Source organism: Brucella cytisi (assembly GCF_038433355.1).
GTDB lineage: Bacteria > Pseudomonadota > Alphaproteobacteria > Rhizobiales > Rhizobiaceae > Brucella > Brucella cytisi.
Genome location: NZ_JBCAUP010000035.1, coordinates 26,617 through 51,747 on the forward strand (window position 1 = coordinate 26,617; position 25,131 = coordinate 51,747).

Below are 25,131 nucleotides of genomic sequence, written 5' to 3' on the forward strand. Positions count from 1 at the left end.
AACTATCGGCTTTCACGAAAACAGATGGCATGATCAAAGCCCGGATAAGCTCTCTTCCTGAAACTGAATGTTGCAAAAAGGCCCAATCCCAGAATTGCGAAAACACCCCCCACGACCAACACGACAGATGTCGTCGCCGATATAAAACTGCCGAATATCAACACCGTTGCCATCGAAGCTATGGCTATCGCCCACTCAACCTTGCGGGGTTTTGGCATTAGATGCCATGTCTCGGGATCAATACCAGCTTCAACGAAAATATCCGGGTCGAAAAGCAAATTCGAGCGAGCTGCCATATTGTGTAGCAGAGCGATACGCAGGGCGTCAGCATTGACGAACCAAATACATTGCATGCCACGTTCCCGCAATGTCATTGGAAGCGAACGCTCGCTCTGCGTTCCGTCGTGCATCTTATACCCGAATGCTATCCGGGGCTCCCGAACAGGCCCTTTCAAAATGAGACGCACGTCATATCGTGCCATCTGATCGGACGCTATGCGCGCCCATTCGATCTTGGTGCCTTGCTTCTCCACAATTCCATTACCTGCGCCATATTCGACGCTCTGCGGTGTAATGGTGATCCAGGCGCCGGCCAATAAACCAGCGCGCGTAAACATGAAGGCCGGAACAAGCAGCATTGCCGCCAAGAGTGTCGCTACAATCAGGGCTACCGGATCTTGGTCAGGGCTGGGTCGGATGAGAATCGTGAGTGCAGGAAGCATCAACGCAACACACGACAAGAGTATCGCAATGCCAAAGCACATACATCGTGTCGCAGTGATATCAGGGATACCGGTAAGCGAGCGGTCCTGTCGGTCAATTGAATTGAACGCAATGATCCGCATAACCGAATCTTGATGCCGCGTTGCTGGATTGACATGCGAGCGTGATACTGACACCCGCTGCTTTGTCAGTTTCGGTTTCATCTTTCGTTTTGCAGTCTGTTTCACCCTTATTGCCGTACCTGTTGCTTCATGTCCCCTCACATACCATCCAAGCGTTGCCCGCAACTTAATGTGGCGCCGCCTGGCAAATGCGTTAACCTCAACGGGCCAGCAAGCTTTATAACCAGGGAAGACGACTCCCGAAAGCAACTTTGCTGTATCCAGAGCATTGCTTCGCCGGACAACAAATCCTGTCCAGCCTTGACCTCAGCTGCACCTTCGCCTTTTCGTTATGCACTCAACGAATACGCCGTAAGAGCCTTTCACGGTAGGTATCGACAATCACAGCCAGGATGATCACGGTACCGATTATGATTGGCTTGTAATTATCGCCGATACCTAGCAATTGCAGCCCCGTCGCCAGCACTTGCAAAATACAGGCGCCAGCCAATGTGCCGACGATTGAGCCCTTGCCGCCGAAAAGGCTTGTCCCGCCGATGATGACGGCAGCAATCGCGTTGAGTTCATAACCAACACCCGCAATCGGACTCCCGATATTCAGACGCAGGAGATAGACAATCGCGGCAATACCAGCGGTGACGCCAGAAATGACAAACGCGGCGATTTTATAGGCGTCGGGGTTGTGTCCCGACAGACGTACAGCCTCGTCATTAGCTCCGACCGCGTAGATCATGCGACCGAAGACGGTAAAACGCAAAACGAACCAGCCGACGGCAATCACGGCCACTGCGATGAGGAAAATGGACGGCAGAAAACCACCGACTATCAGATTGCCGAAATCAACAAAACCCTGAGGAAGACCGGTAATGGTTGAGTTGTTGGAAACCACCCGAGCCGCTCCGGCGGCGATGTTCAGCATGCCCAGCGTGACAATAAACGAGGGGATTTTCCAGTAGGTCGATACCTTGCCGTTGATAAACCCGCAAAGCCCTCCAACGGCAATACATGCCAGAACCGCCAGCGGGATTGACAAGGCAGGCTCCAGACCGGATGTCATGATAAGAGCGCCGACGACTGTGCATAAGGCAAGCACCGAGCCGACCGAGAGGTCGATTCCACCCGTCAGAATGACAAAGGTCATACCTGCCGCAAGGACCGTGTTGATCGCAATCTGAACGAAAATCTTCAGCGCGTTGCCCGAAGTTGCGAAATAGGGTGCGGTTACGGAAAATACCAGCGTTATCAGGATCAACGCCAAAAATACGCCAGCATCACGCAACAGGAAGCGCTTCAGTTTCTGGCGATCGACAGCGCCGGGGTGTTGGGTGGATGGAGAAATGGGTTCCGTCATGCGTGAACATGCTCCTGATAAGCGAGCGAAAGAATACGCTCCTGATCGAATTGCGACCGGTCCAGTTCTCCCACGAGCTTGCCGTTCGAGAACACAATGATACGATGACACATGCCGATCAGTTCGGGCAGATCCGAGGAAATCATGATAATGGCCTTCTGGTTCTCGGCCAGCATCCAGAGAAGTTGATAAATCTCGCGTCTCGCGCCAACGTCAACCCCGCGCGTCGGTTCATCCAGTATCAATAAGGACGAACCGCGAAATAACCATTTTGCCAGAACCACCTTTTGCTGATTGCCGCCGGAGAGATTACGCACCGGCGTATCGATAGACGCCGTCTTGACGCGCAGCCGCTCGACCAGCTCACTTACAGCGCCTTTCTCCATCCGGCCATCCAGCAGGCCACCGTGCGAGATTTTCTTCAAGTCAGTGATCGTGGTGTTGATCGACACAGGCATGTCAAGCAGCAGCCCCTGGCTCTTGCGGTCTTCTGTCAGAAAACCCAGACCATTACGCACGGCATCGCGCGGGTCACGGATAGTTATCGGCCTGCCGTCGACGTTGATTTCCCCTGCCGATCTGGAATCCGCGCCGAAAATTGCGCGCATCACTTCAGTGCGGCCCGATCCGACCAGACCCGCGACACCAAGAATTTCTCCATGACGCACCGAGAAGGAAACCGGCGGGGCGCCGCTGTTACGCTTCACATTCCTCACTTCCAGCGCCACCGAACCGAGCTTGATATCGGCATTGAAGCCATACTCATCCGCAATGTCGCGACCGATCATCATGCGTACCAGATGCGGAACGCTCAACCCCCGCAAATCACGTGTCTCAACCAGACGACCATTGCGAAGCACGGTCACACGATCACCGATCTCGAAGACCTCATGCAGGCGGTGAGAGATGTAGATGATCGTGACACCCTTCGCCTTCAGCCGCTTGATGATCGCAAATAGCCGTTCGATTTCCGGCGGCGTCAACGTCGCCGTCGGCTCGTCCAGAACCAGTAGTTTGCTGTCATAACCAAGCGCCTTGGCGATCTCGACCAGCTGCATTTGCGCAACGCCCAGCTCTGAAACCGGCATTCGCGGGTCGACCGCCAGACCGACTTCGGCCAAAAGCTCTTCGGCACGGCGGTTCAGTGTCGCCCGGTCCATGATGCCAAAACGTCTCGGCAGGCTTTCCAGCATCAGGTTTTCGGCAATGGAAAGATGCGACAGCAGGTTGAGTTCCTGATGAACGATGCGGATACCCTGAACCTGCGCATCATGTGGAGTTTTTGGCTTATAGGGCTGGCCGTTCAGAAAAATCTCACCGTTGTCGGGCTGGTATATGCCAGCTAGAAGCTTGATAAGGGTCGATTTACCCGCACCGTTTTCGCCCAGGATTATATGCGTCTCGCCGCGTTGTAGCTCCAGCGTGACATCGTTTAGCGCAACCACCCCCGGAAAGGTCTTGCCGACATTGTCCAATCTCAAAATGGCGTCGGCTGACTGCATGCTTGTTCCTGCCTGCCGGGTGAAAGGGAAGCGGCGCGCGGAGCGCCGCCCCATAATTGGCGATGTTTGGACGATCCCGGTTTTCAGAGATCCTGGGCCGTGATGAGCTTGATGTCCGTCTTGACCCAACCGGAGAACTTTTCGCCTGCCAATTCCTTGAGGCCGTAATCAATGCCCATGGCCGCCATCTGCGCGCCGAACTGATCAACCGTGGCCAACATCTTGCCATCCTTGATCAAAGGCTGGACAGCAGGAATGTTGTCGAAGCCCACGACCTTGATCTGGCCCGATTTTCCGGCGGCATCCAGCGCCTTCACGACGCCGAGCGCCATGGAATCGTTGGCCGCCATAACACCCTGAATGTCCTGATACTGGGTCAGGAAATTGGTCATCAGCGTGTTGGCTTCTTCCGTTTCCCAATGGGCAGTCTTGGAATCGAGCAGTGTCAAACCGCCTTCAGCCACGGCATCGTCAAAGCCCTTTTTGCGTTCCTTGGCATTGTCTGCCTCAGGATTGCCTTCAAGGATAACCACCTTGCCGCCCTTACCCAATTCCTTGGCAAGTGCCATGCCGGCGAGCTTTGCGCCCTCGCGATTGTCCGGACCGAAAAAGGCGAGATCGACACCCGCCTGCTTTTTCGCCTCTTCATCAAGCGCCACATCAATATTAATAACCTTGATGCCGGCCTCCAGAGCCTTTTTAACCGGCGTTACCATCGCCTTGGAGTCTGCTGGGGCCAGCACGATCACATTGAACTGCTGCGTGATGAAGTTCTCTACAGCATCGACCTGAGCCGCAAAATCACGTTCGTCCTTCATGCCGACAGCGGCAAAGGAGAACTTGTCGGTGTTTTTGGCGGCATAGTCCTCGGCACCTGCCTGCATCTGCTTGAAGAACTCGTTGGCGAGCGATTTCATGACGAGACCGACTTTAGGCTGGTCTGCTGCAAAAGACGGCAGGGACGGTAGAAGCAGAGCACCGGCGCCCAGTGCACTCGATGTCATAAACTGGCGTCGTGAAATCGAAACCCGACCCAGCCCTGTAATGATTGAACTTTTAGTCATGAATTCCTCCCCTCACTTCAGTAAAAATCTGCCGTGTTACTGTAGCGTAGTGCCGTCGATAGAATACTGTCAAGACGGCAACATAAAGGGAGACGTTCACGGTTTCCGTGCTGCATGACGGATACCGTGTGACACGAACCGGATCGCTATCAGACGGGACTGGAGCTCCAATCCTTATCCTATAAAGGATCAGGCAAGCCGCCCATACAGGCGCAGCACAGCACGAAGACGTTCGTGATCTATGGCCTGAACCAGCAGCCGATCATAGGCCGTTCCACCCGTATCCTCAGCCGCGATCATCGCGTTTACGACTGCCTCCTCCACGCCATCGACCGCCGCCAGATAGACGGGATCGAGCGGCTCATCATTCACCATCTCCACGTCCAGAAAGGGCGTGGAACGATGCTGCATAGGTCGCTGGTTGGCGGTGGAGAAAGCGATAAAAATATCGCCCGAATTGTTGCCGCCCGGCGTTCCGTTACGGCCGATGCCGATGCTTGCGCGACGCGCAAGGCGCTTCAACTGGTGCGGCATCAGTGGCAGATCGGTCGCCAGCACAACGATAATCGAGCCGCGCTCCTGCAACTGGCTCTGCGGCGTGCCATCCCGCATATGCCGCCCCACCGGCACACCGGCAATGGTCAGCCAATCGCGCTGCCCGTGATTGGCCTGCACCAGCGCACCGATGGTGAAACTGCGACCGCCGAACTCCACGACGCGCGATGCCGTGCCCGTCCCGCCCTTGAAGCCATAGGTGATCATACCAGTGCCGCCGCCGCAATTGCCTTCCTGCACCGGGCCAGACACAACACTATCGAGTGCCTTGCGCACATCGGTTTCCGTCACAGGAAAGCCGTTGATGTCGTTGAGTGCACCGTCATAGGTTTCTGCGATGACCGGCATAATCCAGAGGAAATCGTCGGTCTGGTAGGTCGAGGCATAGCGGTCGACCATCCAGCGTACTGTCGCATGATGTGCCATGCCGATAGCGTGCGTGTTGGTAATAACGACGGGGCCGAGGAAGTAGCCGCCATCTTCGATCCAATGCGTGCCGGTCATTTCACCATTGCCATTAAAGCGATGGACGCCTGCATAGACCGGCACTGGAGTTTCAGACTGCATATGCGGCAGAATGGCAGTCACTCCGCTGCGCGCCGGACGCTTGCGACCGGGGCGCGGCTCGTTCTCGATAATGGTCTGAAAGCCGACCCCAACTCCATTGACATCGGTGATCGCATTGTACGGACCAGTCACGCCAGTGAAAGGAAGCCCCAGATCGCGAGCGCGCGGTTTACGTGTAGGTGTTTGTGAAGTCATATTATTTCTGCCGAGAACGAAGATAAAGTCCAAGCGAAGCCACAACGAATGAGAAGGTCAGCATCATCACGGCAATCGCATTGATTTCCGGTTTGATGCCGCGACGCAGCATTGCGAAGATGAACATCGGCAGGGTCGTAACATCGACGCCCGCGATAAAATAGGTGATGACGAGGTCATCCATTGAAATGATGAAGGCAAGCAGTGCACCACCGAGAATGCCGGGCATGAGCTGGGGCATGACGACCTTGCGGAATGTCACCCATTCATTGGCGCCAAGATCGGCCGATGCATGTTCCAGCGTGCGGTCCATGCCGGCCAGCCGGGCCGAAACGACAATGAAGACATAAGAGATCAGAAAAGTGCATTGGCCGATGATGATCGTGGTCAGCCCCAGATGAATACCCGCATTGACAAAGAAAATCAGGAGAGCAATGCCCAGCACGATATCGGGCATCAACATGGGCATGAAAAGTGTCACCTGATAGAAGCGCTTTCCCAGAAAATTGTAGCGATGCATGGCCAGCGCCAGCCCCGTTCCGAGAACGGTCGATATGAGTGTCGTTGAAGTCGCAATCTTCAGGCTGTTGAACACGGCTGCCACAAGCTGATCCGTCGATTCAATATAGAGTGCGCTTTCCGAAACCACTGTCTTGAAGCCCAGAACCTGCGCATACCAGTCGGTCGTAAAGCCGCTCCACACCATCATGTTCACCGGATTGGCGTTGAACGAATAGGCGATGACAAGCGCCAGCGGGATATAGATGAAAGCGAAGAACAGCGCGACGTAAAGCAGCAATCCGCCATTGAAGAGAGAACGGGTAATTTTCATTGTTGCGCCTCCCTTACCGCGACAGCGTTTCGGCGGCATTACGCCGGTTCGTAAAGAGTACATAGCCAGACAGCAGCAGCAACATGACGGCCATCACCATCATCGCGAGCGCCGACCCGAACGGCCAATTGCGGGCAGACAGGAACTGTCCTTCAATCAAATTGCCAAGCATCATCACCTTGGCTCCGCCCAGCACTGCAGGCACAACAAAATTTCCGAGCGCAGGAATGAAGACAATTACCGAACCGGCAGCAATGCCGGGCGTGGTCAGCGGCAAGACAATTCGAAAAAAAGTCCGCACCGGACCTGCCCCCAAATCAAGCGACGCCTGCACCAAACGCCAGTCCAGCTTTTCAATGCTTGCATAGACAGGCATGAACATGAACGGCAGGAACACATAGACCATGCCCAGCACGATGGCGCCGTCGGTATAGATCATGTCCAGCGGACGTGAGATGATACCGAGCGACATCAAGGTCTCGTTGAGCAACCCTGTCGGGCGCAGAATCATCACCCATACGAACAGCCGCACAATCAGGCTGGCGAAGAATGGCAAGGTAATGAGGAATATGCAGAAGTTCTTCCACCTGTCGGGAAGCCTGCTGATATAAAAGGCAGCCGGATAAGCGACCAGCAATGCGACAATGACCGTCACGATGGCGATCCTTACCGAGCGGAAGAAAATCGCCAGATAGATCGGGTCGAATTCCTCAAATGCCGGATCCGCAAAACCGAGGATACGCCCGAAATTATGAGGATAAAACTCCCATTCGACACCACCATAAAGTCCAGGCGCGAGAAAGCTCGTCACCACCATGATCGCGAGCGGAATGGCGAAGAAGACAATCAGAAACAACGTCGCCGGTCCGAGAAGAACTGCCAGCTGAAGACGCCGTAAGCTCGCCAGGTTCATCACGCAGCTTCCCCTTCGCAAAGTAGGTGGACTGTAGCCGGATCGTAATACCAGCGCGCGGCCAGCCCTGGCTGCAGATCATTGACCGAGTTTCGGTCCACAGCCGGAATCTGCGCCGTCAGCTTGCGCCCGGAAGCGAGCCGTCCGAGCAATTCGAAAGACGAACCGACAAAGGCAATCTGGTCGAGCGTTACATCGAGCACCCCATATTTTTCATTGCGCGCGATAAGCGAGAAATTTTCTGGACGCAGAAGTGCGGTGCCCTTGCCTTTGGCTTTGCCTCCAACATCGTGCTGCAGCACCGTTCCGTCCGTTAGCACGAAGCCGTTGGCGTCGACTTGTCCTTCCAGAAGATTGCTCGCGCCAACGAAATTGGCGACAAAGGCATTGACCGGGCGATCATACACAACCCGCGGCGCATCCAGTTGCTGGATGCGCCCATTCGAGAGCACCGCCACGCGATCCGACATGGTCAGCGCTTCCTGCTGGTCGTGCGTGACAAAGATGAAGGTAATGCCCAGTTCGTGCTGCAAGGTTTTCAGTTCGAACTGCATCGCCTCGCGCAGGTTCTTATCAAGTGCGGACAATGGCTCGTCGAGCAACAACACCTTCGGACGGGCCACGATGGCCCGGGCCAGAGCCACACGTTGCTGTTGCCCACCCGAGAGCTGCCGCGGCAGGCGAGCCTCCAAACCAGCCAGCCCCACCATCTGCAAAACGGCCCTGACGCGCTCCATGCGCTCCGCCTTGCCGACGCCGGCGACTTCCAGAGCATATCCGGTGTTCTGCCCCACACTCATATGCGGAAACAGCGCATAGTTCTGAAAAACCGTATTGACCGGGCGGCGATAAGGTGGACGGTCCGTCATGTCGACGCTGTCGATCTCGATCCGCCCCGCATCCAACGCAGCGAACCCGCTGATCGCCTGTAGCAAAGTAGTCTTGCCACAGCCCGAAGGGCCTAGCAAGGTAATGAATTCATTACGACCGATATCCAGATCGATACCGTCCAGTGCCTTGACCTCACCGCCCTCTGGACTCGCAAAGGTTTTGGCCGCGGAAACCAGCCGCACAATCGCATCCCGCATTTTCGTTCCCCGAAATGTTATTTAATTAACTCTTGCGTGATTTGGTTATGTTGATATCATTTTCCAGTGCAAGTCAACGCCTCGAAGACCGTACTTTGCATCCTTGCCAAGGCAGGGAAATGAAAACGGGCTGCGGGGAAAAATATGACAAGGGGAACTACAATGACGATCTTCAATGGTGCTGTTCAGCGCCTTGGATTGATTGCGCTCACCGTTCTGGGCATGTCTGCAGGCAAAAGCTTCGCAGATGAATTGAACATCTATAACTGGGGCGAATACATCAATCCTGCAGTACTTCAGAAATTCGAAGAAGAGACAAAGGTCAAGGTCAATCTATCGACCTATTCCTCCAATGAGGAAATGCTGGCCAAGATTCAGGGCGGTGCCAGCGGTTACGATATCGTGTTTCCGTCCGTGCATATGCAAGACATCATGGCTAAGCTCGATCTGCTCGCGAAAACCGATATCAATACATATGAAGGCTTCAAGAACATCGACCCGCGCTTTCTGCGCGCCAAAAGTGATCCCAACGGAGAATATTGCCTGCCTTACGCCTTCGGCACGGTGGGCATTCTCTATAACCGGCGCGTGCTCGGCAAGGATGTGACCGGCTGGAAGGATCTGCTTGCGACGATCAAGGAAAAGGGTCTCAAGATCACACTTCTCGATGACATGCGTGAAGTGCTGGGTGTCGGGCTTATTCTCAACGGAAACTCTGTAAACTCCACAGACCCGAAGCAGCTTCAGCAGGCCGCGGACACCATCATCGAAATGAAGCCGTATGTGGCTGCTTTCACCTATGATTCCCGTCCGATGGTCGGCGCAGGCGACGTTGCTGCTGCGCATTATTTTATCGGCAGCATGGTGGATGTTTTAGGCAATCCGAAAGATTTGGGTTACGTCATTCCGGAAGAAGGCGCGACCATGTACCAGGAAGATATGTGCATTCTCAAAACAGCTCCGAACAAGGACAGTGCAGTGAAGTTCATGCAGTTTTACACGCGCCCCGAAATCGCCGCGCTCAATGTTGCGCAACAGACGAACGGAACGCCCAATGTGCCGGCACGTCAGTTGACACCTGACAACATCAAGAACAGCACGGAAATCAATCCGACCGACGAAACGATGAAACGGCTCCAGATTTTCGAGGATCTGGGTTCCGGCGTTCGCCAGCTCGACCGGGCATGGACAAAGGTAAAAACAGCGCAATAGGCTGTTTTGCTGGCTCCGGTCTCCATTACCAGGACCGGAGCCAAAACGGGAGGGGTAAGTTTGTCTAAAGAAATTCTCATACGTCTCCAAAATGCGGAATTACGCAAATCCAAGGCCGACAAGCTGATCGCAGGCTATATCGAGCGTAATCTGGCGGAACTGCCATTCGAAACGGCAAAGTCCATCGCGGAGCGTCTTGGTATTTCTCAGATGACGGTCGGTCGCTATTTGCGACGGCTCGGTTTTGATGGGCTGGAGGAGTTAAAAACAGCATTAAGGCGCGGCCGCTCCAATCCTGCGTGGCAGGTTAAGGGGCCGGTTGCCCGGCTCCAGCAAGATTTTCGAGAAGGCAAGCTGCTCGCCGGTCTGGTGCAACAACAGATCGAAAATCTCGGCGCCATCTACGAGCTGACTACCCGTCCTGAATGGCAGGAGACGATCGACGCACTGATCGGGGCAAGCGAGGTTTATGTTGCAGCCTATCAGAATGTACGCGGCATAGCGCAATATTTCGCGTCACAGCTGTCCTATTCGCGCCCGGGGGTGTCCTTCATGGATGGGCTGAACGGTACCTATGCAGAAGTCCTGGATGGCTCAAGGGAAAACCGTGTTCTGTTTTTGCACGATGTCCGCCGCTTCGCATCAAAAGCCCGCCCCTTGGCCATCGAGGCCCGTCGAATGGGCGTAAAAGTGATACTTCTTACCGATGAATTCTGTCCATGGGCAAGCGAGGTGGCCGATATTGCCCTGATCGTACCCGGTTCTCACGGGCCACTTTGGGATGGTGCCGCAACGATGACTGCCATCATGGATCTTATGCTTTCGCATATCATCATACAGCTCGGTAGTCAGGTGGATGAAAGAGTGCAGAGCCTTACCCGTCTCCAGGATATTTTCGGCGATTTTGAAAGTTAGAGCATGCCCAGCAAAAGTGCGAAGCGGCTTTGTTTAGAATAATGCGAAGAAACAAATACCTAGCGCTACTTCAGCTACTCCGTTTTAACTGGAACCGCCCTGGCGAAAAGTTGCTCTTCAAAAGTCTGCAAAGCTTGCAAAGACCCGTTTTAGAAGCCAGTTCCCAACGTTGAACATCCGATACCCTTAACTGCGTCAGAAGAGACGAGCATACGTGTCTTCATCGCCTCCGCGTGAAGACATATTGACATCGCACGGCCCATCTTTTAATTGTTCAACAATATTATTGAACAAAAAAGGGAACGATATGCCTGCTCCGACAATCTCAATACGCGTGACTGAACTGAAATCAGCCTTGCTGGCCGCCGCTTTTGCCGTCGTCGCGTTGGTGCCGCATGGAGCCGCAGCCGCACCTCAGACCGTGAAGGAAAACACGCTGTCGGTTGGTTCCGATCTGACATATCCCCCCTTCGTGTACATGAAAGAAGGCAAACCGGCCGGGTTCGACGTTGAACTGATGGAAGGCATCGCAAAGCAACTCGGGCTTGCTGCAGAGTTCAAGGACACGCGCTTCACCAGCCTCATCACCGGTGCACGCGCCAACCATTTCGACGTCATCGCATCGGCGCTTTATGTGACACCGGAGCGGCAGAAGATTCTCAATTTCATCCCGTACATCAAGGCCGGGTCTTCCCTGCTCGTACTGAAAGACGCCAAATATCGCCCTTCGAATGAAAAAGAGCTTTGCGGCAAGGTCATCGGATCGATGCAGGGCGCGTCGTGGCTTCCGAAGTTGAAGGCACTCTCGGAAGATTACTGCGTCAAGAATAATCTCGGCGCCATCGAGACCCGGGAGTTCGACACGGATGCCCAGGTCACACAGGCATTGCGCAGCGGCTCGGTCGACGTAGAATTCATGGATAATGTTGTCGCCGCCGAACTGCTGAAAAAGTTTCCTGACGAATATGCCGTTACGTCCGGGGCGCTCATCTATCCGATCATGGTGGGCATCGCTACCACACCCCAGAACAAAGAGCTTTTCAATGCCATGAACGATGCTTTCGCCCAGATGCGAAAGAATGGTTCTTATGACGCGCTCGTCAAAGCCTATCGCATGGAACCCGTCACCGACGATGAGATCAAAGAAGTCGTTTCCACAGCTCGATAAACCGGGATTGGGGCGGACCGGACTGGCCCCATTTCCCTCTGCATTGCCGAAACGGGAGGCTTCGCTTGAACTACGATTGGCATTACGCGCTCGGTCTGCTTGCAGACCGGGATTTCTGGGAGGCGAGCTGGGTTGTGATCAAGCTCAGCCTGCTGAGCTGGCTTCTGGCGGCGATTGCTGGCTTCGGTCTGGCACTGGCAAAGCAATCATCCTGGTCGGTGATCAACGGTCCCGCGCGGGCCTATATCTGGTTCTTCCGCAGCCTTCCGCTTCTGGTGCTGCTGATTTTCATCTACAGCCTGCCGCAGGTCTTTCCGGTTCTTCGCACGCTCCTGTCAAATGCTTTCGCGGCTGGCCTGATCGCACTTGTCATCAGTGAAACCGCCTATATGGCAGAAATCCATCGGGGTGGATTGCTCGCTATTCACAAAGGCCAGATCGAGGCCGGGCGTGCGCTGGGTCTGAGCTTCTTTGGCATTCAGCGTCTGATCGTCATTCCACAGGCAATCCGGGTTTCCTTGCCCGCAATGTCGAACGAACTTGTCACTATCGTCAAACTCACTTCTCTGGTTTCGGTCATCTCGCTTGCCGAAATCCTGCTTGTTGGCCAGCGGCTCTATACGCAGAATTTTCTGGTCCTCGAGACGCTCACCGTTGTTGCCTTCTTCTACGTCCTCGTCGTCACGCTGTTCGATCGCGGTCTTACTTTGCTGGAGCGGCGCTCGGATGTGATACGACGCGGTCAGAAGGCACGCACCTTGTCGCCGCAGGAGGTTTCGGCAAAACTGTCCGGCACTGAAGCTCCCGTTGATCGCGCCCAAGGCAAATCCCAGCAATCCGACACCGTTGCCCTGGAAGCAACCGGACTGCGCAAGGCCTATGGTTCGCATGAGGTGTTGAAGGGCGTCAGCCTGACGGTGAAATCCGGTGAGGTGATCTCCATCATCGGTCGTTCTGGCTCAGGCAAGACGACCTTCATTCGCCTGCTCAACGGACTGGAACGTCTCGATGCCGGTAAAGTAAAACTGCACGGCTCGCCCTTCATCTCGGCAGAAGTGACACAATCAGGCAAACATGTCTTCCGGGAAGATGTCTCGCTAATCCGCGATGTCGGCATGGTGTTCCAGAGCTTCAATCTTTTCAATCACAAGACTGTGCTTGAAAACATGCTCCTCGCGCCTTTGTATCACAAGATCGGTGCGCGAGCCGACCTTGAGCGGCAAGCGTTTCATTATCTGAGCAAGGTGGGCATGGCAGCTCACGCGGGAAAATATCCGCACCAGCTTTCCGGTGGCCAGCAGCAGCGAGTTGCAATTGCTCGCGCCCTGATGATGTCGCCGAGTATCGTTTTGTTCGATGAACCCACTTCGGCGCTGGACCCAGAAACCGTTGAAGAAGTACTGGGCGTTATCCGGTCTCTTGCAAGCGAAGGCGTGACGATGGTCATCGTCACCCACGAAATGAACTTTGCTTTCGAGGTCTCCGACAGAATTCTCTTTATGGACGCGGGCAAGGTCGTCTGCGACGATACGCCGGATAAACTCAAATCCGGAATCTATCCGCAGTTGAAACCTTTCCTGAAGAATATGACGGTCTGACACATGAACCAGCCAGCCACCCTTCGCGATCCCGCATTCATTCGTGTGGCCAATGCCATACGCGACGACATTCTCAAAGGCCGTCTGTTGAGCGGCACGAGCCTGATCGAAGCCGAACTTATCAATGTCTACGACGTCTCGCGCAACACCTTGCGCGAAGCCATGCAGCTTCTACGCCAGCAAGGACTGGTTTCGCAGGAGCCGAACAAGAGCGTCCGTGTGAAAAGGCTGACGGAAAAGGACATTGGCGACATCTTCGTGGTGCGTCGGGTCGTTGAACTTGGTGCGCTCCGGGGGCGAACCTCGGTTCCTTCGCACTGGCTGGAAAGGCTCAACGAGGTGATCCACAACGAGAGTGATGCGACCGCCCGCGCAGACTGGACGGCGGTAGCCCGCCAGAGCCTTCTCTTTCACCAGGAAATAGTGTCGTTGCATGGGAGCCCTATCTTCGATCAGATGTTCTCTCTGCTTGTGACCCAGCTGCGTCTGGTTTTCGTCACCGGCAACGAACAGGCTTTTCATGAGCCATGGTTGAAAAGAGAAGCCGAAATCTGTCGCCTCATTGCAGTGGGGAACTGCGAAGCCGCGGCCGACCAGCTTGAGAACTATCTGGCGAATTCAGAAAAAATGCTGACGGCACTGGTCCGGAACTGATCACAGCCGATTGCACCAACGGGACACGCTTTATGAAACACGATCCGCAAGACAAATCCGGATTGGGGAATGCCATGCCTTGCAACTGGGTTGAAAAGCTTGACCTGGCGCTGGCCGACTATGCGGCGCGTGACTGGGATGCACGAGAGATTTTTCTCAACCGGCGGTTCGAGGCGGCTCGCATTGAGCTCAGCCATTGGCAGGAACTTAGCGAAAGTAATCATGAACTCGCACCTCTCGCTGGTCTGACGATGACGGTCAAGGCCTGCTTCGACACAGAAGGCTGGGTGACAAGCTGCGGTTCGAAAGCGCTGCAAGGGGCTGTTCCCGCTCTCACAAGCGCTGTTCTGGTGCGCAGGCTCCGTATGGGCGGTGCGACATTGCTCGCCCAGACAAACATGACCGAATTTGCTTATGGCGCGCTGGGGGTCAACACGCATTTCGGGACGCCGCGCACACCGCTCGACCCTACCCAGGAAGCAATCGCTGGCGGCTCTAGTTCCGGTGCAGCGGTGGCAGTCGCACTAGGATATAGCGATTTCGCCGTCTGCTCCGATACCAGCGGCTCAGCGCGCATTCCCGCGGCTTTCTGTGGCGTGGTGGGCTTCAAACCAAGCCGCGGACGCTACGAAACCAGCGGAATGCACTGGTTGTCTACAAGCTTTGATGTGCCGGGGATCATCAGCACCTCGGTCGCCCATTGTCGCCTGATCGACGATGTAGCAACCAGCATCCCAGCAAGGAAACTTCCACGCTCAAAGCGGATAAGACTGGCAATTCCCCGTCTGCTTTCGGAAGCCCCCCTCGACGGAACTATCGAGAAGCTTTTCGGTGCCTGCCGGTCCGCTCTGGAAGCGGCAGAAATTGTCATCCGGGATATCGAACTTCCAAGCCTGATCGAGAGTGCTAGGATTGCCGTCGATGGCGGGATGATCGGCGCCGAGGCTTATGCGCTTCATCGCGAGCGGCTCGCCTTCGATTTCGACAGTTACGATCCCTTGGTCGGAACGCGCATTCAAAAAGGTCGAGAAAACCCCGCCTATCTCTATGTGAATGCATTGAACGCCCTTACTGCCTGCCGTGAGCAGTTCGACGCGGAAATCGAAGGTTTTGATGGTTTCATTCTGCCGACCGTTCCCATGCTACCGCCCGCTTTGGTCACGCTTGCAGACGAGGAAACCTATCTGGCGCTCAACCGGCGCGCATTCTCGCTGACGGAATTCGCCAATCGTCTTGATCTGCCCAGCATCTCGCTGCCGATGGGCAAACACCCCGCCGGTCTCATGCTGACCGGACTGCGCGGCGAAGACGAGACGCTGCTTGCCATCGCAGAAGTACTCGAGCCGCTGGCCGCCAAGTTTTAATAGCCTTTCTGACCCTGACATGAGGAGAATAACATGATTGTCGTGACATCCGACGAAATCGCCGGTACCGCGCGTGACGCTTCTGGACCCGGCTGGGAAAGCCGCCGCATGATCGTGCGTGACGACGGTATGGGCCATTCGGTCCACGAAACCCGCGTCAAGGAAGGTGCAGAGCTGCACCTGCATTACAAAAACCACTTCGAAACCAATTATTGCATTTCGGGCGAAGGCGAAGTCGAGCACAAGCAGAGTGGCGACGTGTTTCCAATCCGCCCCGGTACGATCTATGCCCTGAACGAAAACGACCCGCACATCCTGCGCGCCACCAAGGGCGACCTCGTGCTGGTCTGCGTTTTCACGCCACCGCTGGCAGGCAATGAGGTGCACCGAGAAGATGGGAGCTATGCTCCTGCCGACTGAAAAATCGGGTTGTCGGCAATCGAAAGAAGACGCCGCGATTGATCGCGGCGTTTTTTTGTTGGTCTTTTCCCAACTTAGAGACCGTGCGTCCGATCATATCCGTTGGGAGCAGGCGGTGCCCAGCCTTCAGGCAGACGCTCCGGCTTGTAAACCTCCACCACCATTGGATGACAGGTAGCAGCATCGGAAGAATGTTCCGCAGAACAGTCGCCTCCCGGACAGGCCGACAGACAGCCAAGAAGATTGATCTCGGCAAAGAACTCCAGATAGTCGCCCGGTCGGACAGGGCTTGCCTTCATGAAATATTGTCCCGTATCCCGGGTGAAGCCCGTGCACATGAACACGTTGAGCACGTCGTGAATATAGGTTTCGGCCTCGTGCAGCGGCTTGCCTGTCTGGTTCGCAAAAGCGCGCGTGAGATTGGAGTGGCAGCAATGATGGTACTGCCCGCCATGGCTCAGAAGATTATTGGTATAAGGATCGCAACGCGTACCGATCACATCATGCACCGCGCCGCCAAATTCGTCGAAACCATACCAGTCGAGACTGTCGTGAGTGATGGTGGCCATCGGACGCAAGTAAGGAAAACTGGAGAACAGCTGGTCTCCCAGCCCCACATGGGTTCCGTTGAGCGCGCGCGTCTTGCCGCTATAGAATTTCTCGTTGAGATCGTCCGCATTGAACAGATTGAGGTCCCCGACCTGCGGCCCCTCGCTGCACAGAATACGGCAAAAATGGCCGGCAGGAACGGACCAACACTCCGCATCCCTCGGCTGCACGGTGATGCGTTCGACAAGAACAAGTTTGTCACGAAGGCAGCGATAAGCATCGAGATCAGGGGGCGGCAGCGTATCGACCGGATAACAGATCACTGGTTTAACGGCCATGCGAGCAGCGGCATCGGCGGGCCGCGGCGTGATCGAATTTATCTTCATGAAGCGCTCTGTCGTTCTCTTGCGTTTGGATCGTCACGATACGCGACCGCGTGTTCCATGACGGACAAGTTCTAACATGGAATATATCGTTCAACAATATTGATGAATGATCGTAGACGCTTCCATATTTTATGTCAGCCTTGTTTGACGAGCTTCAAGTTTGAATAGCGACGGAACAATACATCTGCGGTGCGAAATAGAACGCCGATCTGATTGAATCAGATCGGCGTTCTAACTGTTTGTCTTGGCGTGCATCTTGTTCCGAAAAATGCTCACACTTTTCGAGATGCCCTCTAATGAGCTATCATGACATGACGCACGGTCGTGTAATCTTCCAGTGCGTAAATCGACATGTCCTTGCCGTAGCCCGATTGTTTCAGGCCGCCATGTGGCATCTCGTTTGTCAGCATGAAATGGGTGTTGATCCACGTACAGCCATATTGCAGACGGGCGGCGGTCTGCATTCCCTTGCTGACATCCTTGGTCCAGACTGACGAGGCAAGGCCGTAATCACTGTCGTTGGCCCATTGCACAGCTTCATCGACATCGCTGAAGCGCGTCACCGATACGACTGGTCCGAATACCTCGCGTCGCACGATTTCGTCTTCCTGCAATGCACCTGCAATGACGGTCGGTTCGAAGAAGAAGCCATTGGCACCAGACGTATTACCACCCGCGGTCACCTCGATATGCTTATGCTCGCGAGCGCGGGCCACAAAACTTTCAACGCGGTCACGCTGTCGGCGGGAAATGAGCGGTCCGATCTCATTCTGGCTGTCATCGTCCAGATTGTAGCGGATGCTGGAAACGGCAGATGACAAGTCAGCGACGAAACGGTCGTAGATGCGTGCATCGGCATAGATGCGGCAGGCAGCTGTGCAGTCCTGTCCGGCATTGTAATAGCCGAAAGTGCGAATACCGTTGACGACAGCTTCGATGTCCGCATCGTCGAAAACAATGACCGGCGCCTTGCCGCCAAGCTCCAGATGAGTGCGCTTCACGGTCTTGGCCGCGGCCTGCAAGACCTTCTTGCCGGTGGCGACATCACCGGTGATCGACACCATGTCGATACGTGGATGGTTGATCAGCGCGTTGCCGACGGTTTCGCCTCGCCCCAGAACGACATTGACGACGCCCTCCGGCAGAATTTCCGCCAACAGCTTGGCCATTTTCAGCGCGGTCAGCGGTGTCTGTTCCGACGGTTTGAAAACCACCGTATTGCCGCCCGCAATGGCCGGTGCCAGTTTCCATGCCATCATCATCAAAGGATAATTCCAAGGAGCGATGGAGCCGACAATGCCGACCGGATCACGACGGATCATCGATGTGTGGTTCGGGATATATTCGGCGGCAAGCGGTCCATGAAGATTACGCACCGCGCCTGCAAAGAAGCGATAACAATCCACGATGGCCGGGATCTCGTCATTGATGACAGCATTGATCGGCTTGCCGCAATTGAGCGCTTCCAGCGTGGCAAACGCTTCCGCGTCCCGCTCAATCGCATCGGCAATTTTGAGAAGATGATTGGAACGTTCGGCGGGTGTGGTGCGTGACCAGGCCTTGAATGCCTTGTCCGCGGCGGTGACTGCGGCGTCGATCTGTCCTAACGAGGCCTCGGGCAGCTTGAGAACTGTCTCGCCGGTCTTGGGATTAAGGACTTTTTCCTCTGTCTCCGTGCCAGCTTCAAAGCGCGAGCCAATCAGCATTTCGGTGTTCATGACGTTCTCCCTTTTGTCATTTCCCATGACCGGCGACCTGATCGCCATCGCGGGTGAGATAGTAGGCGACGAGGATGGGCAGGAAGGTCACCAGAACCACCACCATGGCCACCACATTGGTGACGGGGCGTTGGCGTGGCCGGATCAGTTCCTGAAGCATCCAGATCGGCAGGGTCATCTGCTGGCCGCCGGTAAATGTGGTGACGATCACCTCGTCGAAGGAAAGTGCGAATGCGAGCATGCCGCCTGCAAGCAAAGCTGTTCCGATATTCGGCAGGATCACATAGCGGAACGTCTGGAACCCGTTGGCGCCAAGGTCCATCGAGGCTTCGATCAGCGAACCGGAAGTGCGTCGGAAGCGGGCCACGGCATTGTTGTAGACGACCACCACGCAGAAGGTTGCGTGACCGAGCACGATGGTCCACATCGAAAAAGGAATATCGAATAGCGAAAAGGCCGAGCGCAATGCGATGCCGGTTACAACACCGGGCAGTGCGATAGGCAGGATGACCAACAGCGAAATGCTTTCACGCCCAAAGAAATGCGTCCGACTGACAGCTGCTGCGCACAGCGTTCCGAGCACCAGCGCGATCAAGGTCGCAATTGTGGCGACCTGCAAAGAGAGCGCAAGCGACGACCACACATCGGCACGATTCCATGTCACTGCGAACCATTGCAGCGTAAAGCCCGGCGGCGGCCATTGATAGCTCTTCTCTTCCGTCGTGAAGGCATAGACGAAGATGAGCAAGATCGGCAGATGCAGGAAGGCGAGGCCCAGTCCGGCAGCAAGCTTCAATCCGAAGGAAGCGCGGTTGTTGCGATCAGAGCGCATCGAAAGCCCCCTGTTTCTTGGCGATCCACAAATAGATGGCCATGATGACGATCGGCACGACGGAGAAGGCAGCCGCCAGCGGCACATTGCCTGCCGTTCCCTGCTGTGTATAGACGGCCTGTCCGATGAACAGGCGCGACGAACCAATGATCTGCGGAATGATGTAGTCGCCGAGCGTCAGCGAAAAGGTGAAGATCGATCCTGCAATGATGCCCGGCATGGCGAGCGGCATGAGCACGGTTCGGAAAGTCTGCGCCGACGTTGCACCGAGATCGGAGGAAGCTTCCACCAGATTGCCCAGCACACGCTCCAGCGCGGCCTGTGTCGGCAAGATCATATAGGGCAGCCAGATATAGACGAAGACGATGAACGTGCCGAGATAGCTGACCGACAGTGAATTACCGCCTATGACCGGCACGGACAGAATGCCGTCGAGTAGCCAGGACAAATGCAGCTTTGCGAATATCCAGGTCAGGATGCCTTCCTTGGCGAGGATCAGCTTCCACGCATAGACCTTGACCAGATAGCTCGACCAGAGCGGCAACATGATGCCGAGATAGAACAGCGCCTTCCAGCGTCCGCGTGCATAGCGGGCGGCATAATAGGCGATGGGAAAGGCGACGAATGCCGAGGCGACCGTGACCAGCGCAGCCATGAGGACGGTGCGGATGATGATGTCGAGATTGGCAGAATTTAGCAGCTGAGCATAAGTGGCGAGCGTGAAATTATAGTCGATCAGACCGGAGAAATCATCGACCGAAAAGAAGCTCTGCAAGAGAAGCGCTATCAGCGAGCCTATATAGATGATGCCCAGCCACAGAAGCGGCGGCGTGATCATGAGAAACAGGAGCAGCCCCGGACGACGCCAGAAAAGGTCCGAGAGGCGACCAAACATCCCACCGCGCTGCGGCAAGATGGACGCCGGATTTGACCCGGAGTTTGCGAGTGTGGAAGCCTGCGCGCCAGTCATGCTGTCTGATCCATGTAATGAACGTCACCCGGAGTCCACACGATGCGGATATCCGATCCGGTCTCGGGGACAGTTGCGCCGGCAGGCAGCATGACGTGCAGCCTGGCGCCTTCGGCTTCCACACCGAGACGTGTAGCGGACCCAAGGAAGCTGGCGGTTTCGATCCGCGCTGCTACTCCGACCTTGTCGTTCTTGTCTGCAATGCGAATGGATTCCGGCCGAAGGCTTGCCCAACGCCGTTCCCCGCCGAATGCGGCCATAACTTCAGGCGCAACGACATTGGAAGAGCCGACAAAATCGGCGACAAACCGGGTTTGCGGGCGGTTATATATTTCCTGCGGTGTTCCGGCTTGAACGATACGACCATTGTTGAAGACAGCAATACGGTCCGCCATGGACAGCGCCTCGCCCTGATCGTGGGTCACGAAAACAAAGGTGATACCAAGCGCCTTTTGCAGGCTCTTCAGCTCTTCTTGCATCTGTTCGCGCAGTTTGAGGTCGAGGGCGCCGAGTGGCTCGTCGAGGAGCAGCACTTTGGGTCTATTGACGAGGGCGCGAGCCAGCGCGACACGCTGACGTTGTCCACCGGAAAGCTGGCTGGGCTTGCGTGCGCCATAGCCGGGCAGCTTGACCAGCTCCAGCATTTCTTCGGCTTCGCGATGTCGTTCGGCCTTTCCGGCGCCCCGCACCATCAACCCATAGGCCACATTGTCAAGAATGCTGAGATGCGGAAACAGCGCATAGTCCTGAAAGACCGTGTTGACGTTCCGACGATAGGGCGGCACGCCGCCGGCACTTTCGCCGAAAATCTCTATTCTACCATCGGTCGGCTGTTCAAAACCTGCGATCAACCGCAAGCAGGTTGTCTTGCCGGAACCGGAAGGGCCGAGCATGGCAAAGAATTCACCGGACGCGATGGCCAGATTGACGTGATCGACGGCACGGACCTCGCCGAAGTAACGGCTCACATTTTCAAAACGAACTGCTGCTGTCATGGTTCTATCCATCATGCGGAGCGGATACGTCTTCCCGATCCCTTCCTTCAACCGAAGGAAAGGCGATCTTTGAGCTTACGATGGTCAATGTCAGCGACCGCCGATGACGCCGATATAATCGGATACCCAGCGATGATAGGGCACGCATTCCCCCTGGCTTTCGCATTTGGCTGTCGGCGTACGCCAAAAGCTGATCTTCGCGAAATTGTCGAAGCCATTGGTCGCGCAGCCTGCATCGGTCAGGAGCGCATTACCCTTGCAAGCTGCCGGAACGGACGGTACAGCGCCGAACCAGGCTGCGGCATCGCCCTGAACTTTCGGTTTTAGCGAATGCTCGAACCACTTATAGGCACAATTGGGGTGCTCGCTGTCTACGTGCAGCATGGTGGTGTCGGCCCAGCCGGTCGCACCTTCCTCCGGAAACGTCGAGCCGATCTTGGCGTTTTCCGACTTCAACAGGTTGACCTGAAATGGCCATGAGCCGGAAGCCACCACGCCTTCATTCTTGAAATCGTCGATCTGTATCATGGCGTCATGCCAATAACGGCTGACGAGCTTCCGCTGTCCACGCAGGAGGTCGAGCGCAGCCTTGTACTGGTCTTCGTTAAGCTCGTAAGGATTCTTGATACCGAGTTCCGGCTTGTGCTTCATGAGATAAAGGGCAGCGTCAGCGATATAGATCGGCCCATCATAAGCCTGCACCCGGCCCTTGTTGGACTTGCCATCCGGCAGGGTCTGTTCCTCGAACACCACGTTCCAGCTCTTCGGCGCTTCGTCCTTGAAAACATCGGTGTTATACATCAGCACATTCGGCCCCCAGAGATAGGGCACGCCGTAGTGCACGTCCTTGACGGTAAACCACGGCGCATTTTGCAGCCGTTCGTCTACCGTCTTCCAGCTTGGGATAAGGTCGGTATTGATCGGCTGCACACGCTTTCCAGCCACGAGACGAAGCGAGGCGTCGCCGGAAGCGGTGACCAGGTCGAAGCCGCCTTCATTCATCAGCGCCACCATTTCATCGGAAGTGGCGGCGGTCTTCACACTGACCTTGCAGCCGGTTTCCTTCTCGAAATCCGTAACCCAGTCGTAGTTCTTGTCGGTCTCGCCGCGTTCAATATAGCCTGCCCAGGCCACGATACTCAGCGCACCTTCACCTTCGCCGATCGCTTTCAGCGGTTCGGCGGCGATGGCCTGCGTCGCAAAGCTCGCAACAGCCATCAAAGCGGTACAGGATTGCAGAATCTTTTTCATCGACCACTCCCGTTTTTTCACATTCAGTGATTTTGTTCCCAGAGCGGATGGTGTGCTTAAACCTCGCCTTTCGCAAATTCATTTATCGAAAAGCTGATATCGGTTTTTCCGATATCGAAGACTAGCGCAATCTGCCGGAACGGGCAGCTTCGGCAATGCCGATAAAGTCTCGTGCGGATTGTGGCAGGCTCGATCCCTTGCGCCAAGCCATGCCGATCTGCACGACAGGCAGTGATCCGGAGACATCACGGCTTTCAATCCGGTCACCTTCCAGCGACCATGGGCGATAGACCAGATCGGGGAGGAGCGCCACGCCTGCGCCAGTGGCGACAAGGCTGCGGACAGCCTCTACGGAGCGCGTCCGGAAAGCCACATGTGGCCGGGCACCTAGAGCGGCAAGTAGCTTGCCGGTATTTTCCTCGATTTCATCCACTGTCAGCATGATCAGCGGCTCTTTCGCGATGTCGCTTACCGAAATGCTGTCCGTCGGGACAAGCGGATGGCCGAGCGGCAACCACAATCGATAAGGCGAAGTTTCGAGAATTTCCGCGTGCAAGGCCATCCGGTCGCGAAGATTGGAGATAACCATCACGGCGACGTCCAGTTCACCACCGACCAGAAGATGTTCAAGATAGGAACCATTATCCTCGATGGCGCTGATTTCAACGCTGGGAAAAGCCCGGCGATAGCGGGCAAGCAGTTCCGACAGCACATAACCCGCGACGAGCGAGGTGACGCCGAGATTGAGTTTACCCTTTTCCTGAATGCGATTGTCCGTGAAGGAGCGGCGGGCGTCCGATACATCTGCCAGAATTTTCGTCGCGTGGCGCAAAAACTGATGACCGTTATGCGTGACGGTTAGGCCGCGAGGGTGTCGTTCGAAAAGCTCGACATTCAGGTCCGTCTCAAGTTCTTTGACGGCTTCCGTGACGGATGACTGGGAAATGGATAGCTTCTGCGCCGCACGGGTCACAGACCCCTGTTCGGCCACAGCGATGAAGTATTGTAACTGCCGCAGGGTAAACGCCATTTTTGCAATTAAGCAAGCGCGTGCTGCTATTGCAATAGGGACTGAGTACGAAGCCTAATCGTACCGTCCAACATCGGGCAGTTACGGTCGAGGAAGCATCCATCCGGATGAAAGTAATCGAACTTCTCTTGGATAAGAACATCGACTCTCCACAAAATATACTTAAAAGTTACTAAGGTAACCCGAATAATATACTATTTACAATTAAATTATTTTGATAATCAAAATAGTTTTGAATGTAATATTATCTTATTTAAGAGCCTGAATCATAATGAACGTAACGATATCAGGCTCTTGCGATCCTTCGGGTGAGGAAGCGGATATTTGCGATGTAGATCCACGCTTCAGAGGAAGCGATGGTTTTCTCGAAGTCCTTGGTCAGTCTGCGACACCGTCCCAGCCATGCAAATGTGCGTTCGACAACCCATCGACGCGGGAGTAGTTGGAAACCTTCAGCGCGATCAGACCGCTTGACGATTTCCAGTGTAAACCTCCCGACCTTTTCCAGCCTGCCTTTGAGCTTTGGTCCTGCGTATCCGCCGTCAGCAAAGATATGCCGCAACCACGGCCAACGTTTGAGAATGGTTTTCAAGACATCCGGCGCGCCGTCTCTGTCCTGAATGCCCGCAGAATGGATCACGAGACCAACCATCAGGCCGAGAGTATCAACCACAATATGACGTTTGCGACCGTTGATCTTCTTCCCCGCATCAAAACCTCGTATTCCGCCGCTTTCCGTGGTTTTCACCGACTGGCTATCGATCACACCAGCCGTGGGGCTGGGCTGCTTGTCGGCCTGTTCACGCGCAATCATCACAAGTGTGTTGTTGATGGTCCGCAGCATGCCATCATCTCTCCAGCGGTAGAAATATTTCTGCACCGTGGAGAATGGTGGGAATTCAGTAGGCAAAAGCCGCCACGCACCGCCCGAAGAAGCTATATAAAGAAGCGCGTTCACCACTTCTCGCAGGTTTGTCTTTCGAGGGCGACCGAGATGTCGTGGCAAAGGCATCAGCGGTTCGAGCACAGACCATTCCGCATCCGTTAAATCGCTTGCATAACGCGAATTGCGACGCTCATACTGTCGGCGAGCGGTTTCAGTCCAGGCCATCGTGATCTCCATCGTATGTCAGAAATCCGATTGAATCATAACCTGC

The 25,131-nt window shown here is 55.3% G+C and carries 23 protein-coding genes; 7 read left to right on the top strand and 16 right to left on the bottom strand.

The window, feature by feature from the left end:
* Positions 1-2: 2 nt before the first annotated feature.
* The 8 genes from AAE521_RS24040 to AAE521_RS24075 form a co-directional block, all read right to left on the bottom strand.
* A complete protein-coding gene (locus AAE521_RS24040) occupies positions 3-950 on the bottom strand; it encodes a hypothetical protein (protein WP_342062756.1) in 948 nt (315 codons plus the stop codon).
* A gap of 232 nt (positions 951-1,182) precedes the next feature.
* Positions 1,183-2,196, bottom strand: coding sequence for an ABC transporter permease (locus AAE521_RS24045; RefSeq protein WP_071633251.1), 1,014 nt, complete (start codon positions 2,194-2,196; stop codon positions 1,183-1,185).
* Positions 2,193-3,698 (bottom strand): sugar ABC transporter ATP-binding protein, encoded by a 1,506-nt coding sequence (locus AAE521_RS24050; protein ID WP_342062757.1) that lies wholly within the window; start codon positions 3,696-3,698, stop codon positions 2,193-2,195. Before AAE521_RS24050 ends, AAE521_RS24045 begins: the two co-directional genes overlap by 4 nt.
* Positions 3,699-3,781: 83 nt before the next feature.
* On the bottom strand, positions 3,782-4,702 hold the full coding sequence (locus AAE521_RS24055) for a sugar ABC transporter substrate-binding protein (RefSeq protein ID WP_071633276.1): 921 nt from the start codon (positions 4,700-4,702) through the stop codon (positions 3,782-3,784).
* Between the two features lie 249 nt (positions 4,703-4,951).
* Positions 4,952-6,079: a DmpA family aminopeptidase gene (locus tag AAE521_RS24060; RefSeq protein WP_342062758.1), complete on the bottom strand. Its 1,128-nt coding sequence runs from the start codon at positions 6,077-6,079 to the stop codon at positions 4,952-4,954.
* 1 nt (position 6,080) lies between these two features.
* Positions 6,081-6,911 carry an ABC transporter permease gene (locus AAE521_RS24065; protein ID WP_342062759.1) on the bottom strand — a complete coding sequence of 277 codons (831 nt, stop codon included), beginning with the start codon at positions 6,909-6,911 and terminating at the stop codon, positions 6,081-6,083.
* A 13-nt stretch (positions 6,912-6,924) separates the two neighbouring features.
* Entirely contained in the window at positions 6,925-7,824 is a 900-nt protein-coding gene (locus tag AAE521_RS24070) for an ABC transporter permease (protein ID WP_071633248.1), read from the bottom strand.
* Positions 7,824-8,912 (bottom strand): ABC transporter ATP-binding protein, encoded by a 1,089-nt coding sequence (locus tag AAE521_RS24075; RefSeq protein ID WP_071633247.1) that lies wholly within the window; start codon positions 8,910-8,912, stop codon positions 7,824-7,826. Before AAE521_RS24075 ends, AAE521_RS24070 begins: the two co-directional genes overlap by 1 nt.
* A 162-nt stretch (positions 8,913-9,074) precedes the next feature.
* Here AAE521_RS24075 and AAE521_RS24080 point away from each other — a divergent pair, with 162 nt between their 5' ends.
* The 7 genes from AAE521_RS24080 to AAE521_RS24110 all read left to right on the top strand — a co-directional run bounded on the left by AAE521_RS24080 (position 9,075) and on the right by AAE521_RS24110 (position 16,243).
* Entirely contained in the window at positions 9,075-10,124 is a 1,050-nt protein-coding gene (locus AAE521_RS24080; RefSeq protein WP_342062760.1) for a polyamine ABC transporter substrate-binding protein, read from the top strand.
* Positions 10,125-10,184: 60 nt separating this feature from the next.
* Positions 10,185-11,039, top strand: a complete 855-nt coding sequence (locus tag AAE521_RS24085; RefSeq protein ID WP_342062761.1) for a MurR/RpiR family transcriptional regulator — start codon at positions 10,185-10,187, stop codon at positions 11,037-11,039.
* 307 nt (positions 11,040-11,346) lie between these two features.
* Positions 11,347-12,207, top strand: coding sequence for an ABC transporter substrate-binding protein (locus tag AAE521_RS24090; protein WP_342062762.1), 861 nt, complete (start codon positions 11,347-11,349; stop codon positions 12,205-12,207).
* Between the two features lie 65 nt (positions 12,208-12,272).
* On the top strand, positions 12,273-13,805 hold the full coding sequence (locus AAE521_RS24095) for an amino acid ABC transporter permease/ATP-binding protein (RefSeq protein WP_342062763.1): 1,533 nt from the start codon (positions 12,273-12,275) through the stop codon (positions 13,803-13,805).
* Between the two features lie 3 nt (positions 13,806-13,808).
* A complete protein-coding gene (locus tag AAE521_RS24100; RefSeq protein WP_342062764.1) occupies positions 13,809-14,459 on the top strand; it encodes a GntR family transcriptional regulator in 651 nt (216 codons plus the stop codon).
* 32 nt (positions 14,460-14,491) lie between these two features.
* A complete protein-coding gene (locus tag AAE521_RS24105) occupies positions 14,492-15,823 on the top strand; it encodes an amidase (protein WP_342062765.1) in 1,332 nt (443 codons plus the stop codon).
* Positions 15,824-15,856: 33 nt separating this feature from the next.
* Positions 15,857-16,243 carry an ectoine synthase gene (locus tag AAE521_RS24110; protein WP_071633240.1) on the top strand — a complete coding sequence of 129 codons (387 nt, stop codon included), beginning with the start codon at positions 15,857-15,859 and terminating at the stop codon, positions 16,241-16,243.
* Between the two features lie 74 nt (positions 16,244-16,317).
* Here the strand turns inward: AAE521_RS24110 and AAE521_RS24115 are convergent, their stop codons facing one another.
* The 8 genes from AAE521_RS24115 to AAE521_RS24150 all read right to left on the bottom strand — a co-directional run bounded on the left by AAE521_RS24115 (position 16,318) and on the right by AAE521_RS24150 (position 25,085).
* Entirely contained in the window at positions 16,318-17,178 is an 861-nt protein-coding gene (locus AAE521_RS24115; protein ID WP_342062766.1) for an urea carboxylase-associated family protein, read from the bottom strand.
* A 293-nt stretch (positions 17,179-17,471) separates the two neighbouring features.
* Positions 17,472-18,896, bottom strand: coding sequence for a gamma-aminobutyraldehyde dehydrogenase (locus AAE521_RS24120; protein ID WP_342062767.1), 1,425 nt, complete (start codon positions 18,894-18,896; stop codon positions 17,472-17,474).
* A gap of 16 nt (positions 18,897-18,912) precedes the next feature.
* Positions 18,913-19,728 carry an ABC transporter permease gene (locus AAE521_RS24125; RefSeq protein WP_071633237.1) on the bottom strand — a complete coding sequence of 272 codons (816 nt, stop codon included), beginning with the start codon at positions 19,726-19,728 and terminating at the stop codon, positions 18,913-18,915.
* On the bottom strand, positions 19,718-20,698 hold the full coding sequence (locus AAE521_RS24130; RefSeq protein ID WP_342062768.1) for an ABC transporter permease: 981 nt from the start codon (positions 20,696-20,698) through the stop codon (positions 19,718-19,720). The genes AAE521_RS24125 and AAE521_RS24130 overlap by 11 nt, the downstream gene beginning before the upstream one ends.
* Positions 20,695-21,693, bottom strand: coding sequence for an ABC transporter ATP-binding protein (locus AAE521_RS24135; RefSeq protein WP_342062769.1), 999 nt, complete (start codon positions 21,691-21,693; stop codon positions 20,695-20,697). The genes AAE521_RS24130 and AAE521_RS24135 overlap by 4 nt, the downstream gene beginning before the upstream one ends.
* Positions 21,694-21,783: 90 nt before the next feature.
* Positions 21,784-22,944 (bottom strand): ABC transporter substrate-binding protein, encoded by a 1,161-nt coding sequence (locus AAE521_RS24140; RefSeq protein WP_071633235.1) that lies wholly within the window; start codon positions 22,942-22,944, stop codon positions 21,784-21,786.
* A gap of 121 nt (positions 22,945-23,065) precedes the next feature.
* Positions 23,066-23,974: a LysR family transcriptional regulator gene (locus AAE521_RS24145; RefSeq protein ID WP_071633234.1), complete on the bottom strand. Its 909-nt coding sequence runs from the start codon at positions 23,972-23,974 to the stop codon at positions 23,066-23,068.
* A 286-nt stretch (positions 23,975-24,260) separates the two neighbouring features.
* On the bottom strand, positions 24,261-25,085 hold the full coding sequence (locus AAE521_RS24150; RefSeq protein WP_342060385.1) for an IS5 family transposase: 825 nt from the start codon (positions 25,083-25,085) through the stop codon (positions 24,261-24,263).
* Positions 25,086-25,131 lie beyond the last annotated feature (46 nt).

Bases quoted from the DNA above. Each gene is read 5' to 3' on its own strand.
- AAE521_RS24090 (WP_342062762.1), top strand. From the start codon at position 11,347: ATGCCTGCTCCGACAATCTCAATACGCGTGACTGAACTGAAATCAGCC.
- AAE521_RS24110 (WP_071633240.1), top strand. From the start codon at position 15,857: ATGATTGTCGTGACATCCGACGAAATCGCCGGTACCGCGCGTGACGCT.
- AAE521_RS24125 (WP_071633237.1), bottom strand. From the start codon at position 19,728: ATGCGCTCTGATCGCAACAACCGCGCTTCCTTCGGATTGAAGCTTGCT.
- AAE521_RS24135 (WP_342062769.1), bottom strand. From the start codon at position 21,693: ATGACAGCAGCAGTTCGTTTTGAAAATGTGAGCCGTTACTTCGGCGAG.
- AAE521_RS24145 (WP_071633234.1), bottom strand. From the start codon at position 23,974: ATGGCGTTTACCCTGCGGCAGTTACAATACTTCATCGCTGTGGCCGAA.
- AAE521_RS24050 (WP_342062757.1), bottom strand. From the start codon at position 3,698: ATGCAGTCAGCCGACGCCATTTTGAGATTGGACAATGTCGGCAAGACC.
- AAE521_RS24100 (WP_342062764.1), top strand. From the start codon at position 13,809: ATGAACCAGCCAGCCACCCTTCGCGATCCCGCATTCATTCGTGTGGCC.
- AAE521_RS24080 (WP_342062760.1), top strand. From the start codon at position 9,075: ATGACGATCTTCAATGGTGCTGTTCAGCGCCTTGGATTGATTGCGCTC.
- AAE521_RS24060 (WP_342062758.1), bottom strand. From the start codon at position 6,079: ATGACTTCACAAACACCTACACGTAAACCGCGCGCTCGCGATCTGGGG.
- AAE521_RS24065 (WP_342062759.1), bottom strand. From the start codon at position 6,911: ATGAAAATTACCCGTTCTCTCTTCAATGGCGGATTGCTGCTTTACGTC.
- AAE521_RS24075 (WP_071633247.1), bottom strand. From the start codon at position 8,912: ATGCGGGATGCGATTGTGCGGCTGGTTTCCGCGGCCAAAACCTTTGCG.
- AAE521_RS24070 (WP_071633248.1), bottom strand. From the start codon at position 7,824: ATGAACCTGGCGAGCTTACGGCGTCTTCAGCTGGCAGTTCTTCTCGGA.
- AAE521_RS24055 (WP_071633276.1), bottom strand. From the start codon at position 4,702: ATGACATCGAGTGCACTGGGCGCCGGTGCTCTGCTTCTACCGTCCCTG.
- AAE521_RS24115 (WP_342062766.1), bottom strand. From the start codon at position 17,178: ATGAAGATAAATTCGATCACGCCGCGGCCCGCCGATGCCGCTGCTCGC.
- AAE521_RS24045 (WP_071633251.1), bottom strand. From the start codon at position 2,196: ATGACGGAACCCATTTCTCCATCCACCCAACACCCCGGCGCTGTCGAT.
- AAE521_RS24150 (WP_342060385.1), bottom strand. From the start codon at position 25,085: ATGGCCTGGACTGAAACCGCTCGCCGACAGTATGAGCGTCGCAATTCG.
- AAE521_RS24140 (WP_071633235.1), bottom strand. From the start codon at position 22,944: ATGAAAAAGATTCTGCAATCCTGTACCGCTTTGATGGCTGTTGCGAGC.
- AAE521_RS24130 (WP_342062768.1), bottom strand. From the start codon at position 20,698: ATGACTGGCGCGCAGGCTTCCACACTCGCAAACTCCGGGTCAAATCCG.
- AAE521_RS24105 (WP_342062765.1), top strand. From the start codon at position 14,492: ATGAAACACGATCCGCAAGACAAATCCGGATTGGGGAATGCCATGCCT.
- AAE521_RS24120 (WP_342062767.1), bottom strand. From the start codon at position 18,896: ATGAACACCGAAATGCTGATTGGCTCGCGCTTTGAAGCTGGCACGGAG.